Annotated in this window: 10 protein-coding genes; 4 read left to right on the forward strand and 6 right to left on the reverse strand. The window is 39.8% G+C overall.

The features are described 5' to 3' along the window. Positions 1-57: 57 nt before the first annotated feature. Positions 58-2,565, reverse strand: coding sequence for a zinc-dependent metalloprotease (locus DC53_RS14300; protein WP_033028896.1), 2,508 nt, complete (start codon positions 2,563-2,565; stop codon positions 58-60). Positions 2,566-2,854: 289 nt separating this feature from the next. On the opposite strand from DC53_RS14300, the gene DC53_RS14295 reads away from it, so the two are divergent. Next, positions 2,855-4,033 (forward strand): efflux RND transporter periplasmic adaptor subunit, encoded by a 1,179-nt coding sequence (locus DC53_RS14295; RefSeq protein WP_033028897.1) that lies wholly within the window; start codon positions 2,855-2,857, stop codon positions 4,031-4,033. Between the two features lie 14 nt (positions 4,034-4,047). Next, positions 4,048-7,203: an efflux RND transporter permease subunit gene (locus tag DC53_RS14290; RefSeq protein WP_033028898.1), complete on the forward strand. Its 3,156-nt coding sequence runs from the start codon at positions 4,048-4,050 to the stop codon at positions 7,201-7,203. A gap of 116 nt (positions 7,204-7,319) precedes the next feature. Here the strand turns inward: DC53_RS14290 and DC53_RS14285 are convergent, their stop codons facing one another. Then, the gene (locus DC53_RS14285; RefSeq protein ID WP_033028899.1) at positions 7,320-7,772 is read right to left on the reverse strand and encodes a c-type cytochrome; all 453 of its coding nucleotides are present in this window, start codon (positions 7,770-7,772) and stop codon (positions 7,320-7,322) included. A gap of 92 nt (positions 7,773-7,864) precedes the next feature. Continuing rightward, positions 7,865-8,335 carry a DUF2721 domain-containing protein gene (locus DC53_RS14280; RefSeq protein ID WP_007377300.1) on the reverse strand — a complete coding sequence of 157 codons (471 nt, stop codon included), beginning with the start codon at positions 8,333-8,335 and terminating at the stop codon, positions 7,865-7,867. A gap of 228 nt (positions 8,336-8,563) precedes the next feature. Between DC53_RS14280 and DC53_RS14275 the strand changes: the two genes are divergently transcribed. Further along, complete coding sequence (locus DC53_RS14275) at positions 8,564-12,028, forward strand: S8 family serine peptidase (protein WP_033028900.1); 3,465 nt, start codon at positions 8,564-8,566, stop codon at positions 12,026-12,028. Positions 12,029-12,312: 284 nt separating this feature from the next. Continuing rightward, positions 12,313-14,487 carry a S9 family peptidase gene (locus tag DC53_RS14270; RefSeq protein ID WP_033028901.1) on the forward strand — a complete coding sequence of 725 codons (2,175 nt, stop codon included), beginning with the start codon at positions 12,313-12,315 and terminating at the stop codon, positions 14,485-14,487. A gap of 42 nt (positions 14,488-14,529) precedes the next feature. Here the strand turns inward: DC53_RS14270 and DC53_RS14265 are convergent, their stop codons facing one another. The 3 genes from DC53_RS14265 to DC53_RS14255 form a co-directional block, all read right to left on the reverse strand. Then, on the reverse strand, positions 14,530-16,017 hold the full coding sequence (locus tag DC53_RS14265; RefSeq protein ID WP_007377303.1) for a sensor histidine kinase: 1,488 nt from the start codon (positions 16,015-16,017) through the stop codon (positions 14,530-14,532). 10 nt (positions 16,018-16,027) lie between these two features. Next, positions 16,028-16,753 (reverse strand): response regulator transcription factor, encoded by a 726-nt coding sequence (locus tag DC53_RS14260; RefSeq protein ID WP_007377304.1) that lies wholly within the window; start codon positions 16,751-16,753, stop codon positions 16,028-16,030. An 89-nt stretch (positions 16,754-16,842) separates the two neighbouring features. Next, the gene (locus tag DC53_RS14255) at positions 16,843-17,568 is read right to left on the reverse strand and encodes a spondin domain-containing protein (RefSeq protein WP_007377305.1); all 726 of its coding nucleotides are present in this window, start codon (positions 17,566-17,568) and stop codon (positions 16,843-16,845) included.

The raw sequence follows: 17,568 nt of genomic DNA on the forward strand, positions 1-17,568 counted from the left end.
TTATAAAAAAGGCCACGTTTAACGTGGCCTTGGTTTTACTCAATTGTTAGAGCTGCTTTACGCTTCTAGCGCTTTTGCAATTAAGCGATCAATATATTTTTTATGCGCTTTAGTCGCAGTATCTGATCCCCATGCAACACTGGTATCGGCTATTTGAGTTAGCTGATATAACGCAGCGGTTTTAGCTAGGTTATCAAATTTACTTGCTTTACCAAGGCCTGCAATCGCGATTAGCTGGTTAACATACTCAATTTGTAAGTTGTGGCTAATAGAGTTGGCGTCTTTGCTTTTCACAAAAATGCTGGCAGTTAAATCTTGCATAAACTGAGTTAGACTATATTCATTACCGTATAGAGCGGTGTCAGAAATACGCAGTAACACAGCAGGGTGTAATAGCTGCGCAAGTACAGACTTTTGCATGCCTAAAATCATTTTGTGTGCTTTAGGGTCTTCATTTTTACCAAAGTGATTAAAGCCACGACGTTGCAGCTGTAAGTAGCTATAAAGAGGTTGCATGTTTTGTAGTACATCTGGTGCAAATACAAACTTTGCGAGTATATCCATCGCTTGTGTTTGACGCTCAAGCGATACCGGTGTAAATGGTTTATCTGCGTTTGCATCACCCACTACAGCGCGCTCAACGTACACACCACCAATCTGGCGAGAAACAACACCTGCTTGAGCTCGGTATTGACCAAATAAGCTATTAGCAGAGGTAACAAGCTGTTGGTAAGACTCACCTTTAACCGTTGCTTTATCTTTTAGTTCAGTAAATAGTTTATTGATAAGTGCCATACGATCTGCGCCATAGGCTGCAGGGTTTGACGACAAATCACCAATCATTACACGTGGATCGATATGGCGACCTGGTGCGCGCATGTCGTCGGCATCGTTACCAAAGGCAAGGGCATGTTCACTTGAACGAGCAAGTATTTTTTCAAGTCGAGCTTGCTCAGCAGCTTCATCTGCAAGCGCTACGCTGTAGCCGTAGTTAATTGCCCAATCATCATAAGGACCTGGTTTTGTTTGAAAAATATCACCTTGCTGCACACCAATTGGGGCAATGTTAGCCGGTGCATAATCCATAACAGAACCGGTTACTATGCCTTGGGTTTTGTTTTTGTCGTGTACTTCTTTTTCATCCCACAAAATAGATGATTTCATATTGTGGTTAAGACCTAAAGTATGGCCTACTTCGTGAAGTACCAGTTGCGTTAAACCTTGGCGAAGCATTTCTTTATCTTCAATTTTGTCGCCGCTAGCAAGGCCTTTGGCAAGCATTAGATTTTGTTGAATCTCATGCCCAAGAGAGCAATTTAGCTCGCCGGTATCTGTTGCTTCACCGTGGCTCATTGTTCCTTGGGTGAAAAGTGTGTCGTAAATCCAGCGGTTTTTCATAAATACAAACTCAAGCATAATGTCTGAGCCCAGTATTTCGCCTGTTAATGGGTTAGCAAGTGCTGGTCCGTATCCGCCAAATGGAGGCTTAGGTGACGAAGTCCAACGTAGTACGTTGTAATTAATATCGCCCGCATCCCAATCCGCATCGTCTGGTTGTACTTTTACTTCCAGCGCATTTTTAAAACCGGCTTTTTCAAAAGAAGTATTCCATGTTAAAACTGCATCACGAATAGTATCGCGCCATTCAACTGGTGTCGTATTCTCTATCCACCAAGTAATTGGTTTTACTGGCTCTGAAAGTGTTGCACTAGGGTCTTTCTTTTGTAAGTCCCAGCGTTTTATAACATCTTGATAAGGTGCCCAATCGGTAGATGTCATTTGATCAAATTGGTTGGTAAAATAACCAATGCGAGCATCATCCATACGGGGTGCATAATTGTTGCTAGGAAGAGCAACAAACGAGTGCTGCACTTTTACCGATACACTGCGAGGATCGCTTACTGCATTAGAGCCACGTACAGTAGGGCTTGGGTTAGTAAATACGTAATCAACTACTACGTCTAAGTTATTAGGGTATGGACGCTGTTTAATAATGCGTGATTTTTTATCGTCTAGTTTACCTACTTTAAAGCGTTTTTTAGCGTTTTTATCTGCTGGATTTGGCGTAGGTGATACTTTATGAAGTGCTTCGCTTAAAAATAACTTATTTACATTAAATGCTATTTTACCGTCTTCTTCTTTTTCTATTTTAATGCTCGCAAGTACCGCTTCACTAATATTGGCATCACTCGCTTTTGAAATCGCACTGCTTTCGTCAAATTTGTAGCGAGGTGTTTTGCTAATAATATCGATACGGTCAAAGTATTTTCTAAATTCAATTAACTTAGTTTCACGGTATGCACCACGATAATGGCCTGCATCTGTAACGCCATCGACAGTGTGCGCAAAATACACAAACGGCGTATTGAGTTGGGATTCGTTAATCACCATAAGGTGCTTACCGGTTTTTTCGTCTTGATAAAGGCTAAATATACCGGTAAATTCGGTTTGTCCTTTGATCATTTCGCTAAGTGTTTTTGACTCTTTTTCGTCTTTTTTATCGGCTGCAAATGCATGGCTGCCAAACGCTAAGCTAAGCGCAAGGGTGATGGACGTTAATTTCATTTTGAGACTTTTAATATTTGTTAATTTAATTGGACTGTACGTAAATTAATTTAATTTCGCACATCTTCGCGATGAAATTTAAGCGTTCAAAGCTAATTAATTGATATAAATAAATAAAAGTTTGTAACAAAATATAACGAATGAGATGAATCACCATTTTATTCATCTTTTATACTTATATAAAGTTGTAATTTATATGTATTTGCAACAGTTGCTTACAAATGTCATCTTAATGTTTCGTATAGCTCTGGTATTATGGTGTTAATAGAATTTTAGGGATAAATAAGATATGCAATCAAATTCACTTAGATGGGTTTTTCCATTCGTCGCGCTTGCTTTAGGTATCGTTGGTTTTATGGCAATTAACGCTATTGCAAAAGAATCAGAAAAAAAAGAAGTTATTGATGCTCGTCCAACGGTGCAAGTTGAGCCTGTGGCAGCAAATGATCACCAAGTTATCATTAATAGCTACGGCGAAGTAAAACCACTTGAAAATACACAGCTTTCGGCGCAGGTGTCGGGCGAGGTGTTAAGTTGGCATCCTAATTTTGTAGCCGGTGGTGTAGTTGCTCGTGGCGAGACGCTATTTACTATTGAAAAAGATAACTACGAAGCAGCAGTACTTGTTGCAGAGGCCGAGCTTGCTCGCGCGCAAGCGGGTTTAATTGAAGAGCAAGCTCAAGCGCAAGTAGCCGAAGACGAAGCCAAGCGCTTTCCAAGTAAAGCGCGCACAGATTTATTTTTACGTAAACCTCAAGTGCTCAGTGCACAAGCATCTGTTAAGTCGGCGCAAGCTGCATTAAAGCGCGCGCAACGTGATTTGGATAATTGTGATGTAACAGCCCCTTATGATGCGTTGGTGATTAGCCGAAATATAGGTGTTGGACAATTTGTTACTATGGGTTCGCAAGTTGCTGAACTCAATAATATTGAGACCGCTGAAGTGATTATTCCTATCGCAGGATTCGATAGCGTTTTTTTGCCAGAACGTATTAAAGGCATTACCGCAACGATTATTCAAAAAGGCCTAAACAGCTTTACCCGAGAAGGTGTAATTGACCGCGACCTAGGAATTGTTGATAACGCTACGCGTATGAGCAGTTTAGTGGTGCGTATAGAAGACCCATACGGTCTTAAAAATAAACAACCAGCGATTAAGTTTGGTAGCTACGTACAGATAAATTTTGCAGGTGCAATGCTTAATAATATTTACCGTTTACCGCAAGAGTTAGTTAATAACAAAACCGTATGGATCGTTAATGAAGAGCAGCAACTTGAGCCACGCAAAGTCACAGTTATTCGTGAAGAGGGTGAGTACTTTTACATCAGTGATGGTTTGCAAGCAGATGATAAGTTGGTGATTACGTTGCCAGAGTATCCGCAAAAAGGCATGGCTGTAAAAATTGCGGGCCTTCAAGATACTAAAAAAACAGAGGCACTTGAAAATGCTTCCACTGAAAAATTATAAAGGTAGGCTGAGTTATGAGTAACACTGAACTACCAAATACAGCGTCTAACGCTGAAAAACAAACCGGTATTATTGCTTATTTTGCCAATAACTCCGTTGCTGCCAACCTAATGATGATTTTTATTGTGGTGATGGGGATTATTAGCTTTCTAAATATCCAACGTCAAATGTTCCCTAATGTAGAAATTAACTACATTAATATTGAAGCTAACTATCCTGGCGCTTCACCACAAGAAATAGAAGAAAGCATACTTATAAAAATAGAAGAGTCACTAAAAGATGTGACCGAAATTAAAAAAGGCGTGTATCGCGCATTTAGAAATGGCGGTACAGCAAGCCTGGAAATAAACACCGATGCAAAACTTACCGATGTGCTTGATAAAGTAAAGTTACGTGTTGATGGTATAGCAACGTTCCCAGCCGGTATGGAACCGGTCACCATAAGTCAGGTTGAGTTTAGGCAAGATGTAATAGGTATGACGCTTGTTGCTGACCTACCTCTTACTGAGCTTAAGCCTATAGCAAACCAAATAGAGGATGAGTTACTACAGCTGTCTAACGTGTCGTTAGTGGTAAACGATGTTCCTCTTGATGAAATAGCAATTGAAATAGAACCCGATACGCTTCGTCAATATAACCTAACCCTTAGTGATGTAATGAATGCAGTGCGTCGTTACTCAGCTAACTTTTCGGCGGGGCAATTAAAAACAGACGCAGGTGTTATTTCTGTACGCGTCGAAAATCAGTTTTACTCAGGTGAAGAATTTAGACAAATACCGGTAAAAATAGGGGCTAATGGCGCTAAAGTGTTACTGCAAGATATTGCCGTGATTAAAGATCAGTTCACTGAAGGTGAGCGTTACTTTAAATTCAATGGTGAAAATGCAGTTTATATATCGGTAAAAGCGACTGAAGAGCAAAGTATTATCCCAGTTGCTGATTCAGTAAAAGCATTTATAGAATTAAAAAACAAAGAGCTACCACTGGGGGTTCGTTTAGAGCCACTAATGGATTTTACGTATTACCTAAATGCCCGCTTAGACATGATGGTTACAAACCTCATTCAGGGCGCTATTTTGGTTGCAATTATGCTATCAATCTTTTTACGCTTTAAGTTGGCATTATGGGTGATGATTGGTTTGCCAGTGTGCTTTTTGGGCGCAATGATGATGATGCCATTGTTTGGTGTAACCATTAATATTTTATCACTTTTTGCCTTTATTATGGTGCTAGGGATTGTGGTGGACGACGCCATTGTCATAGGCGAAAGTGCCTACACCGAAATAGAAAAAAAAGGCGGTGGTGTTGTTAATGTGGTTAATGGCGCAAAACGCGTAGCAACCCCTGCAACTTTTGGTGTACTAACTACCATTGCAGTATTTGCTCCGTTTACGTTATCTACAGGCCCAGAAAGTGCCTTCTTTTATGGTATAGCTGTGGTGGTAATGTTGTGTTTAGTATTTAGTTTGATTGAATCAAAGTTGATACTGCCAGCCCATATTGCTCACACTCATTTTTCACCAATAAAAGAGGGTGGCTGGCGAGATCGGTTTAATACGCGATTTTTTGGTTTTGTAAATGGCCCATATAAGCGCTTTGTTATACGTTGTGTTGAATGGCGTTGGTCAGTGTTATTTTCATTTATTGCCCTATTAATCGTAACCTTTGCTTTAATCTCATCAAATCAAGTTCGTACTGGGTTTATGCCAAAAATCCCGCATGACTACCCACAAATAAATCTAGAAATGAATGACAATGTATCAGACATACAAACAATAAATGCTATTCGTGAAATAGAGGCGATGGTGATTGCGATTGATGAAGATACCGAGCGCAAATATGGTCAAAAGCTCATAAGAGATATTTTAGTATTTAACCAAGGGCGCACCGAAGCCCAAGTGCTTGTACCTCTTGTTGATGAAAGTGTACGTCCTTATAACGCGTTTGAATTATCACGCCGTTGGCGCGAGGCCATGCCTGATATTGCCGGTGTTAAATCATTAACCATTTATGATGATGTAAATGGAGGAGGCAGTGACGGCGAATTTGGTTATTTATTATATGGCTCAGATATTGATACATTAAATAATGCAGGTCGTCGCTTTATAGAATTGCTGCAACAGCAAGAAGGTTTGTTTGATATTAGCTCAACAATAGACCCTGCCAGTAAAGAAGTGCAAATGAGCCTAAAACCGGTCGCTTACGACTTAGGTTTAGATTTGGCTTCTATTGCTAATCAAGTTGGGGCAAGCTTTTACGGTGGTGAGGCTCAGCGTGTTATTCGAAACGGCGAAGAGGTGCGTGTAATGGTACGTTACCCTAAACTGACTCGAGAGGCATTTTCGTCACTTAAGCATGCGGTTGTTACTACCCCGCAGGGCCGTGAAGTACTGCTTGGCGATGTAGTTGAACTCACTGAAACACCGGGTATTAGTTATATTCGCCGCGAAGGGGGTTATCGTACAGTGTATGTTTATGGCAACATTGATGAGGAAGTGATTGAGCCAAACGAAGTTGTAGATCAAATTAAAGAAAAATTACTACCACAACTTAAAGAAGAGTACCCAAGTGTTAAGTCAGAACTTGGTGGCGCCATTGAAGAGCAACAAGATCAAGCTAATCAGCAGAAGATGTTTTTCTTCGGCGGTATGATTTTGGTGTATATTTTATTAGCCGTACCCCTTAAGAGTTATGCGCAACCACTTATTGTTATGTCGGTGATTCCATTTAGCTTAACGGGAGCAATATGGGGGCATTACTGGTTTGGTTTGGATATAACTTTAATGTCTGGCTTTGGTATTATTGCTGCAGCTGGGGTGGTTATAAACGACTCACTCGTTATGACCGATTATGTGAATCAAGCCCGTAAAGCAGGTGTTAGTATTAAAAATGCTGTAATAGATGCCGGTTGTGCTCGATTCAGACCTATATTACTTACTTCAATCACTACATTTGCAGGCGTATTGCCCATTATGTTTGAAACAAGTTTGCAGGCTAAGTTTGTAATACCTATGGCGGTAGCGCTTGGTTTTGCAGTGATGTTTGCAACATTAATAACACTTATATTGGTACCATGTTTGTATATCATATTAAGCGATATTGGTAACTTGTTTAAGCGCTTGTCGGGGCTTATTAAGCGTATATTTAAACGCAGCCCAGTTAAGGTTTAGTTTAATAAGTAATATATGTATTTCAATAATAGATACAAAAAAGCACGGAACGGTTAACCGTTCCGTGCTTTTTTATTACTTATTGTTACTTCATCAAGCAGCTAAAACAATAATAATTAATCTTTAAATTGTTTATGGCAATCTTTACAGCCTTTAGCCCATGCACCAAAAGCTTTACCGATTACGGCTTTATCGCCTGATTGAGCAGCTAACGCTAGCTTATCTGCATTTACTGCAAAAGCATTCGCTTTTTCAACGAAGGTTGCATTTTCAGCCCAAACAGCAGCAAGTGCAGCTGTGTCGCCTTTATCGGTTCCTTCGTAAAACGCTTCCCATGGCATTTTTGAAAGTGCAGCTGCGTTGTTAGCACGCTTTTTAAATTGCTCTGCGTCAAAAGGTACTTTGCCTTTTAGCATTGCACCCATATCGCTTATTTGTACTGAGATCATTGAAAATGCAGCTTGGCGATACTCAATTGCGTCACTTGGCTCTTTAAATGCAGAATTTGCCGATACACTAAATACACACGTTGCTAGCGCTATTGTTGCTAATACGTTTTTTAATTTCATGTTTGCCCCTGTTGGAAATTTTAATTATTAATTAAGTATATTGTATCTAACATCGTATTTATTCAAGCAAATGCGATGGGTTTAATTAAAATTTAATCGTTTATGTCTATGTCAGCAAATATCATCCCGCGACGCATGCTTCGAGTTGCTAAAAATACCTCGCCAAGTAAAGACATAAAGGCACATATAAGCAATGCCATTGCTGCAACAAAGCAGCAGGCAATTGTAACGCCTAAATTTATAGATTGAATATGTGATAAAAACAACAGCATAACAACGGCACATACAAGCAAAGCACTTAAAACACTCAAGCTAAAAGCGATATGTATACATCGAGAGCGCTTTAAAAGGGCGCGAAGTTCTGTAGCCAGTGATTTATTGAAATCTTCATCTGTACTTACCTTTAACCTGCGTTCTAATTGACGTGCCCTATCGGTAATTCGTGCTAAGCGATTAGATAAAACACCCAGTGTGGCAGCAATCCCGGTTATGAGAAATACAGGAGCCACTGCGGTTTGAATTACTTTAGCCATAGTTAAGATGTTAATCACTTCATTATTCATATTTGTCTCAAAAAGGTCGGTTTGTTTACACTTGTTTACAAATTTAGATTGAATTATTGTTACTTCAAATCAATTGCTTAGGCTTGTTTTCTGTCTTTGTGTAGACGCATTGTAATTTGTTTGTAATCAAGGTGTTGCTCAGGGTGGGTGTAAAGTTTTATATTCTAGTTACAAACCAATTACGATTGGTATAAGCACAATAATATAAAACTCGTCCCAGGGGAAATAATGTCTAAAAACATAATAAAAAGAACTGCAATAGCAACTGCAGTATCAAGTGCGTTTATTGCAACATTCGCAAGTGCAACAACTTTACCTACAGTTACTATTGCTCATCACCAAGCAGAGCAAGTTAAAGATACTGTTTCTGCACAGAAAGAACCATCAGCATATATGATCGTACTTCGTGCGACGACCTCTGTTGATGGATTTGTAAATGGTACTTATCAGGCATCAAACAACCGTGAAATTACGGCAAATATTGAGCAGCTTCAAGATACAATGACTTTAGAGCTCAATAGCTTAGATTTTGATGCGAAAGTAATTGGTAAAACTAAAATACTAGCACCAACACTAATTGTTCAAGCATCACCAGAAGCATTAGCTAAAATAGCAAAAGACTCACGTGTAGCTAAAGTATTACCTATGTTTGATAACGAGTTACATGTAGCTGCAACGTCGGACTATATTCATGCTAAACCTTTAATCGATGAGGGTATTGTAAGTGGTAAAGGCCAGCGAGTAGCTGTTTTAGATACAGGTATTGATTATACTCACAAAGCATTTGATGGCGCGGGTACTGTTGAGGCATATGATGCTGCTCAGGAAGATCCTGCCGCAGTTACTTGGCCACAAGGTATTGTAAAAGGTGGTTTCGATTTTATTCGCAATGATGCAGACCCAATTGAAAACGATCCTGTTGTTGTTATTCCTGATGTTGATGAGCCAACAAATCACGGTACATCTTCTTCACACTCAGTAAGTGGTATTGCACCTGATGTAGAGCTGTATGTTTACTCTGTTTGTGGTGGTGGTTGTCCAAGTGCGGCACAAGTTGCAGCATTAGAAGCTGCGATGGATCCTAATGGAGATGGTGACATTTCTGATCGTGTAGATGTAATGAATATGTCACTCGGTGGCGAGTTTGGTGATACATACACAGGTGGTGGTGCGCAGTATTTAATTCAACGCGCTGTTGATCTAGGTGTAAATATGGTTATCTCTGCTGGTAATGACGGCGATAACCCATTTCGTGTTGGTGGTCCAAGTACAACACCGAATGCACTATCTGTAGGCGCGATGACGCATCCAACAACTCAAGTTAGTATAGCTACTGGTACTGTTGCGGGTGTTGAAGGTAATATCCAAGGTTCAGGGTTTGGTTTGCAGGCTGACTATGCTATTTCAGGCGCTGATATTGACTTAGTTTACCCTGATGCTAACCAAAATGGTTGTGACGAGTTTGCCGCTGATGTTGATTTTACAGGTAAAGCTGTATTAATTGACCGTGGTGCATGTGCATTTACAGTTAAAGTACTTAATGCGCAGAAAAAAGGTGCTGAATTTGTACTGATTGCTAACAATACAGATGATGGTACCCCTGCACCAATGGGTGGCAGTGACGCTGCTGTTACGATTAAAAATGTAGGTATCAATTTTGCTGCAGGTGCTGCTTTAAAAGCGCAATTAGCGGCAGGTAATACGGCAACATTTGATATTGATGTAAAAGTTAAAACAACATCGGGAGCCGTAGCAACATTCTCTTCTCGTGGTCCTTCTATGGATGGTTTATTAAAGCCTGAAATTACAGCTCCAGGTACAAGTATTGAAGTAGCTGCAGCTGGTACGCAAACTGAGAATAACCCTGTATCTGGTACGTCTTTCTCTGGCCCTATAACTGCCGGTGCCGTTGCGATGATTCGCGAAGCTCACCCTGAGCGAAATGCATTTGAAATTAAAGCTACGATCATGAATGCAGCTGATCTAAATGTAACCAACGAGCCGCTAGCAACTAACCCTGACTCAAAGCTTGCTCCAATTAGTATGATTGGTTCAGGCTTAGTTGACGTAACTAAAGCAGTTAATTTACCAGTAGCTGCATGGGTTAATAATACACAATTTAATACTAAGCAAGCTGCGCTTTCTTTTGGTCTGGTGTCTATGACTGAAACAGAGTCGTTAACGCAGACTGTAACGGTTAAAAACTTTTCATCAGACGCTAAAACGTATGCACTTCGCACTGAAGCGCGTTACCAGAATGATGAAGATACAGCAGCAATTAGTTGGGATTTCCCTGCATCAGTAACAATTCCTGCAGGTCAGTCAATGAATTTTGACGTGGTACTAACTGTTGATCCTACAAAACTGCCAGTATGGGAATTAGAAAACCCGTTTAGTGCTGACGATATTGCAGCAAGAAGCGCAGCACTTACTTCAGTAGAGTTTGATGGTGCATTAGTATTTGATGATGCAAGTACAGATACAGATCATGATTTACACGTTGTGTATCACGTAATGCCAAAAGCAGCGACAGCGCTAAGTGTTTCATCTCAAATTATAGACAACGAGATGGCACTTATCGTTGAAAATAGTGGTCAAACAGAAATTACGCCGTTCGCAGAAACCATTATTGCAATGGGTACTGAAAAAACACGAGAAGAAGCTGAATTTAATATTATTTCGACTACTTTCTCTGCTTTTGCTGATGACTCTTGTGATTCGGGTATCTTTGTAACATCTTCTATCCAATTACGTGACCCATTAACTCATGTATTCCAAGCTGGCGTTAGACTTGAAATAGATACAGATAATGACGGCGTATATGATCAAATTATGCAAAACTATAACGACCGTGGTCGTCAAACTGCATTCCCAGGTCGTAGCCGTACAGTAATTGGAACAACAGATGGTGCGGGTAACGACTCTTTAGCATGGGTTACTCCGATGTTTCATTCAGCGGGTGAGAACACGGTTACATTCTCTGCGTGTACAAACTTATTTAACGTAGATGCTTCGCTAATTGGCGAGCAAATGAACTTTAAAGCTTCAGTAGGTAGCCCTGCTTATCAAACGGGTGTGTTTTCTGAAACAGACAGCATTGAAGGTTCAACGTTATTTGGTACTTCTCCTACTGTAGCATTAACGTCATTAGAGACAGGCGAAGTGGTTTCATCACTTAAACCTGGTGAAAAAGCGATTGTTGAAGCTAGCGGTCCATTTGCATTATCGCAAACATCTGGCCTGGGTGTTGTTAAAGCAATGGCAAGTGCTGATTTAGAGCTTCCTGCAATTGAAGCTCCAATGTTAGTTGGTGGTGAATTTACAGTTTCTGAAGATGCAGAAAATGGCACAGTTGTTGGTAAATTAACAATTACGGAGTCTGATTTTGACTTAGACGTTTCGGAGTACTTCGTTCAGTCTAATACCAATATTGGTCTAGGTGTTGATGAGCAAGGTCAAGTAGTTGTTGTAAATACAGAGTTATTAGTTGGAAATTCATCAGCTGAAATTCAAGTTGTGGCAATTGATGTACGCGGTAATGTTTCTGAACCTGTAATGGTTAACGTTAGCGTTGCTGAAGTGGTAGTACCTCCAGTTGTTGAGACTAAGAAGAAAAGCTCTTCTGGTTCTCTTGCATGGTTAACATTACTAGTAGCGCCGTTTGCATTTATGCGTCGTCGTAAACAAAAGTAATTTTATAACTTAACTGTTATATAGAGGGAGCTTCGGCTCCCTTTTTACATGGTTTCTCAAATTAAATAACGACAAATTCTAATTTTAGATATATTTATACCAATCTGCTTGATTAAATGAGCTACTTTGAGTTAAGAAAATCCTGTCGATAATAAGGCAAAAATTTCGTTATTTAGTTGTTCTATATCAGAAATTTTTAACACAGTTAGCGTCAGGTTTAATCTCTCAAATTGATTAAGTTGGTATTACTTAATAAAAATTAAATACAACAAGGACTTTGACTGATGAAACGTACTCCATTCGCACTTGCTGCATTATCGCTAGCTATTTTAAGTGGCTGTAATCAAGCCCCAGAAGAGACTCAAAAAAGTAATACACAAGTTAAAACGGTTCAAGTAGTCCAAGCTGCAGCCCCTATTGCTAAAAAAGTGCCTCATGAGATGACTATTCATGGGGATACGCGTATAGATGATTACTATTGGTTACGTGATGACGAACGTAAAGCGCCAGAGGTGATTAACTATTTAGAAGCTGAAAATACATACACAGATGCAATGCTTGCACATACTAAAACGCTGCAAAGTGAATTGTTTGAGGAGCTAAAAGGGCGTATTCAAAAAGACGATGATTCAGTCCCAGTTAAAAGCGGTGATTATTTTTACTCAACGCAGACACGTGGCGATAACGAGTACACTACTTATTTACGCAGCAGCGATTTTGCAGGTAACGATCAGCAAGTTATTTTAGATGTAAATGAGCTTGCTAAAGGCCATGATTATTATGCGGTAAGTGGCTTAGATGTAAGCCCGAATGGCAATTTAATGGCTTATGGCGAAGATACTGTTAGTCGTCGTATTTATAGTATAAAAATAAAAGATTTAACAACCGGTAAATTACTCGAAGACACACTTGAGGGCACTAACGGTGGCATTGTGTGGGCAAACGATAATAAAACGGTTTACTACATTAAAAAAGATTTACAAACTCTACTAGGTTATCAAGTTTATCGTCATACATTAGGTACACCACAAGCTGATGATGAGCTAATTTACGAAGAAACTGATACCAGTTACTACATGGGTATGAGTAAAAGTAAAGATGAGTCAGAGATTTATATTTGGCACAGCAGCACGGCTGCATCAGGTGTGTCGGTATTGAGCGCTGATGATGCTAAGGCAATGCCTAAGCGTTTAATTGAGCGCGAAGTAGGGCTTGAATATGAAATATCTAAACTAGGGAATACTTACTATATTGTAACTAACTTAGATGCTGTAAATTTTCAGTTGATGAAAGTGGATATTGATAGAGCAGGCGACAAAGCAAATTGGCAAAGTGTGATCCCAGCGCGCGACGGTATTAAACTCGAAGGCATTGATTTATTTAATGACTACTTAGTTTACCAAGAGCGTGAAATGGGTCAGTCAAAACTTATTGCTCGCAATTTAAAAACAGGTAAAGAGTTACCACTGAGCTTTAACGATAGCGCTTATACAATTGGTACTTATGGCAATAATGATATAGATAGCAGCACGTTACGTGTTTACTACACAAGCATGACAACGCCTGATTCATCATACGATGTAAATTTAGCAACAGGCAACAAAACATTACTTAAACAACAAACTGTATTGGGCGACTTTAGTGCTGACAACTATGCCTCAGAGCGCATTTTTGTAACTGCACGTGACGGTATAAAAGTACCGGTAAGTTTGGTTTATCGTAAAGATGCGTTTAAAAAAGACGGTACAAATCCATTGCTGCAGTACGGTTATGGTTCGTACGGGGCAACGATGGATCCAACGTTCTCCAGCTCACGCTTGAGCTTGTTAGACCGTGGCTTTGTATTTGCAATTGCCCATGTACGTGGCTCGCAAATGCTAGGTCGTCCTTGGTACGAAGACGGCAAGCTACTTACTAAAAAGAATACGTTTAATGACTTTGTTGATGTAACCAAAGCATTGGTTTCTCAAAAGTATGGCGCAAAAGATGAAATATTTGCGTTAGGTGGCAGTGCTGGTGGCTTATTAATGGGCGCAGTAGCAAACCAAGCGCCTGAGCTTTATAAAGGCATGGTTGCTGCGGTACCGTTTGTTGATGTAGTAACCACGATGCTTGATGCGAGTATTCCGCTTACAACAAATGAATATGGCGAATGGGGTAATCCGAACGAAAAAGCGTATTACGATTACATGCTATCTTACTCGCCATACGACCAAGTATCTAAGCAAGCATATCCTAATATGCTAGTAACGACTGGCTTGCACGATTCACAAGTTCAATACTTTGAGCCAGCTAAATGGGTTGCTAAGCTGCGTGACTATAAAACTGATGACAATAAATTATTGTTTAAAATAGATATGGAAGCAGGGCACGGTGGTGCATCGGGTCGCTTTAAGCGCTTAGAAGATACCGCGCTAAACTATGCATTTATGCTTGATTTAGCGGGTATTAAAAAGTAGTTAATTTATATATTTAAAATAAATAAAAATGTAAGGTGCTTTTTAAGAAAGCACCTTTTTTTGTGGCAAATTAAAGCTAAACATAGTGCCTTTGCCAATTTCACTTTGCACGTATATTTCGCTATCCATCAGTTTCAATAACCCCCGACATATAGCTAGCCCTAAACCACCTTGCTGACGCCCCTCTTTATTAGAATTACTTGCTTGATAGTGAGGATTAAAAATAGCACTCAGTTCATCTTGTTTTATTCCAACGCCAGTATCTGAAACATGCACAAATAGCTGATTGTCGCCACTGCGCTTTACATGTACTGCAATGCTACCACCGCTAGGCGTATGCCTAATAGCGTTATCAATTAAGTTACTTAATACGCGTTCTAATTTTGCGATATCGGCTACAACAGGGAAATCACAAATTGCAGGTTCTACCGATAAATGAATACCCTTTTTATTTACAGCTAAGCTAAATTTAGCAATGCAGTCATAAATTAACTCGCCTAAATTAAAGGTTTCTTTATTTATGTTTATTTCGCCATTTTCTAAATGGGCAAGTTCAAATATTTGTTCTATGAGTAATTTTAATTGTCCGCAATTATTAAGCGACACTTGTAAGTATTCTTGTTGTTCTTTTTGACTTAATTGCTCACCAGATTGATTTAAAACCTCTAAAAATCCTTGCAGTGATGCAAGTGGTGTACGTAGGTCGTGCGATAAGTGAGTGAGTAACTCTTTGCGTTGTTTATCGCCCTCTTCAAGTGCTTTAAATTGCTCATTAATACGGGTAAGCATTGCTTGAATGCTGCGACCCAAACTATGTACTTCATTGCTTTTTTGTGTTGAATAGTTACTTAATTTTGTATCTGTAAGGCTGTAATTGGCCGCTTCAATATTGCTTACATCACGGGCTAAACGCTGTATTGGATTGGTGAAAAAACGCAGTAAGATTAGCATTGCAATGAGTAAAAAGGCTAAAGCGGAGCCAAGCCATAAAGCGGCTAGCCATAGCCTGTCATTATTTTTTATAGTATTGAGGGAGGTATCGTAGGCTTCACCGCCAATAATTACATATAGGTAACCTTGTAACTTGTCGTGATTAAATACAGGCGCAACCGAAAATATTTTTTGTTGGTCTTTATTGCGCGGATTATCACCATAGATAGGTGCTGCTTTAGGGTCATTAATGAGCTTTTTTAAAGGCGCTAAATCGATATAGTTACGCTTAACTTTTCCTGGTTTTGCTGAGTAAGTAAGAATTTTTCCGGTTTCGTCTACAAAATAAAATTCAAACGCAGGGCCTAATAGCATTAAAGTATGAAAAAGGTTTTCGAGCGCTTTATAGTCGTAAACACCTTCTTTTATCAATGGGTTATCTTGTACTAAATGCTCAGCTAACGCTAAATGCAGATTTTGCTCACCATGGTGTTTTGAAGTAAGTTCTAATTGTTTGCTCCAGCCATAAACAAGTGCACAAATAAAACAAAATATAACAACTAACGATATGGCTAATTTTTGGTACAAAGATAATTTCATAATAGGAGTCTTAATTTAGTTGGCTAGGGTTTAGTTTATAACCCACACCCCAAACTGTTTCTATAATGGGCATTTTCTGGTGCTCTTCTAGCTTGGCGCGTAAGCGGTTTATGTGCGAATTAACTGTGTGCTCGTAACCACTATGTTGATATCCCCATACTTTATCGAGTAATTGTTGGCGACTAAAAACATGACTAGGGTGGCGTGCAAAATAAACAAGTAAATCAAATTCGGTGGCGGTAAGGTTGAGTGCTTGCTTGCCTAAATAAACTTGGTGCGAACTGAACTCAATGTGGAGTGAGCCTACGTTTAGCGTTTGTTCGCTATCAACGGGTGAGTTATCGTTATTCTGACTGGCAAGTAATTGTGCTCTGTGGCGCAATTGGGTCTTTACTCTGGCTTGTAACTCACGCGCAAAAAATGGTTTACAAATATAATCATCTGCGCCCATTTCAAGACCAATCACTCTGTCCATATCGCTACTGAGCGCGGTCAGTAAAATCACAGAGGTAGTAGGATAATGTTCTTTTATTTTTCGGCATAAACTCAAACCATCCATTTGCGGTAAGTTTATATCGAGTAAAATGAGTCCGTAGGGGTGCTTAGCTATTTTTTTTAAAGCAAGCTCGGCACTCACAACATGATCAACATGTAAGTTAAGTGAAGTAAGCTGCGTGGTAATTAATTTACCTATTTCTCTGTCGTCTTCTACTACTAATAATTTTTCGTGACGCATGTATAACCTCGTAAAAAGGGGGGCATCCGTGCTCCCTTACTTCCCCATTACAAGCTGGTATGTCAACGCGTAAATATCGTTAATATTAATTACTGAGTTCGAGTAATGACAACTTTCGCCAATGGATTATCAAATTTATGTTCAGGGCTTAGCACTGAACTTGATAGCCCGTCTTCATTAGTAACTACACCAGGGTGTCTTGCTACAAAATCAACATCATCGCGGGCTTCATTAAAGCCTTCGCCGCCATCCACAGGACCCGGTAATGTACCAGCTGCTTCTGTATTTGCTTCCGTACCTGCATCATAAGCAACGGTGGTGCGCATAATAGACTCACCAACGGCTAATGTAGATACATCTACAGCACTAAGACCGGTAAACCCATCATTTGTATTCACCATCATAGTGGCAAGCGATAGTTTTAGTACTTCGAGCGTGTCGGTAGTAATCGTGATTGTGGTATTTGCACCAGGTCCAACTGGGCCTTCACTCGATGCATTAGCAATACCATTTTCAAATGTAAGGAGTTGGCTGTTATCCCCGCCTTCAGCCATTGTTTCTAATGCCACTGATGAAGGACTGCCTATTTGCCATAGCGTACCTTCATGGTGTGCAATAACGGCAACTGGTGAAAATGGTTGACCAGCAGTTAAATTACTTACAGTAACGTTAAATTCATAGCTGGTAGCTGTCGGTGCTGGTGTTGGTGCAACTACTTGATCAGGCTCGTTGCTATCATTGTCGCCACATGCTGCAAGAGTAGTTGCAAGCGCTAGTATTAAAGCGCTTTTTTTAAAGTTTTTAAAAGATGACAT

The organism is Pseudoalteromonas fuliginea, assembly GCF_000690055.1.
Taxonomy (GTDB): Bacteria; Pseudomonadota; Gammaproteobacteria; order Enterobacterales; family Alteromonadaceae; genus Pseudoalteromonas; species Pseudoalteromonas fuliginea.

Bases quoted from the DNA above. Each gene is read 5' to 3' on its own strand.
- DC53_RS14300 (WP_033028896.1), bottom strand. From the start codon at position 2,565: ATGAAATTAACGTCCATCACCCTTGCGCTTAGCTTAGCGTTTGGCAGC.
- DC53_RS14295 (WP_033028897.1), top strand. From the start codon at position 2,855: ATGCAATCAAATTCACTTAGATGGGTTTTTCCATTCGTCGCGCTTGCT.
- DC53_RS14290 (WP_033028898.1), top strand. From the start codon at position 4,048: ATGAGTAACACTGAACTACCAAATACAGCGTCTAACGCTGAAAAACAA.
- DC53_RS14285 (WP_033028899.1), bottom strand. From the start codon at position 7,772: ATGAAATTAAAAAACGTATTAGCAACAATAGCGCTAGCAACGTGTGTA.
- DC53_RS14280 (WP_007377300.1), bottom strand. From the start codon at position 8,335: ATGAATAATGAAGTGATTAACATCTTAACTATGGCTAAAGTAATTCAA.
- DC53_RS14275 (WP_033028900.1), top strand. From the start codon at position 8,564: ATGTCTAAAAACATAATAAAAAGAACTGCAATAGCAACTGCAGTATCA.
- DC53_RS14270 (WP_033028901.1), top strand. From the start codon at position 12,313: ATGAAACGTACTCCATTCGCACTTGCTGCATTATCGCTAGCTATTTTA.
- DC53_RS14265 (WP_007377303.1), bottom strand. From the start codon at position 16,017: ATGAAATTATCTTTGTACCAAAAATTAGCCATATCGTTAGTTGTTATA.
- DC53_RS14260 (WP_007377304.1), bottom strand. From the start codon at position 16,753: ATGCGTCACGAAAAATTATTAGTAGTAGAAGACGACAGAGAAATAGGT.
- DC53_RS14255 (WP_007377305.1), bottom strand. From the start codon at position 17,568: ATGTCATCTTTTAAAAACTTTAAAAAAAGCGCTTTAATACTAGCGCTT.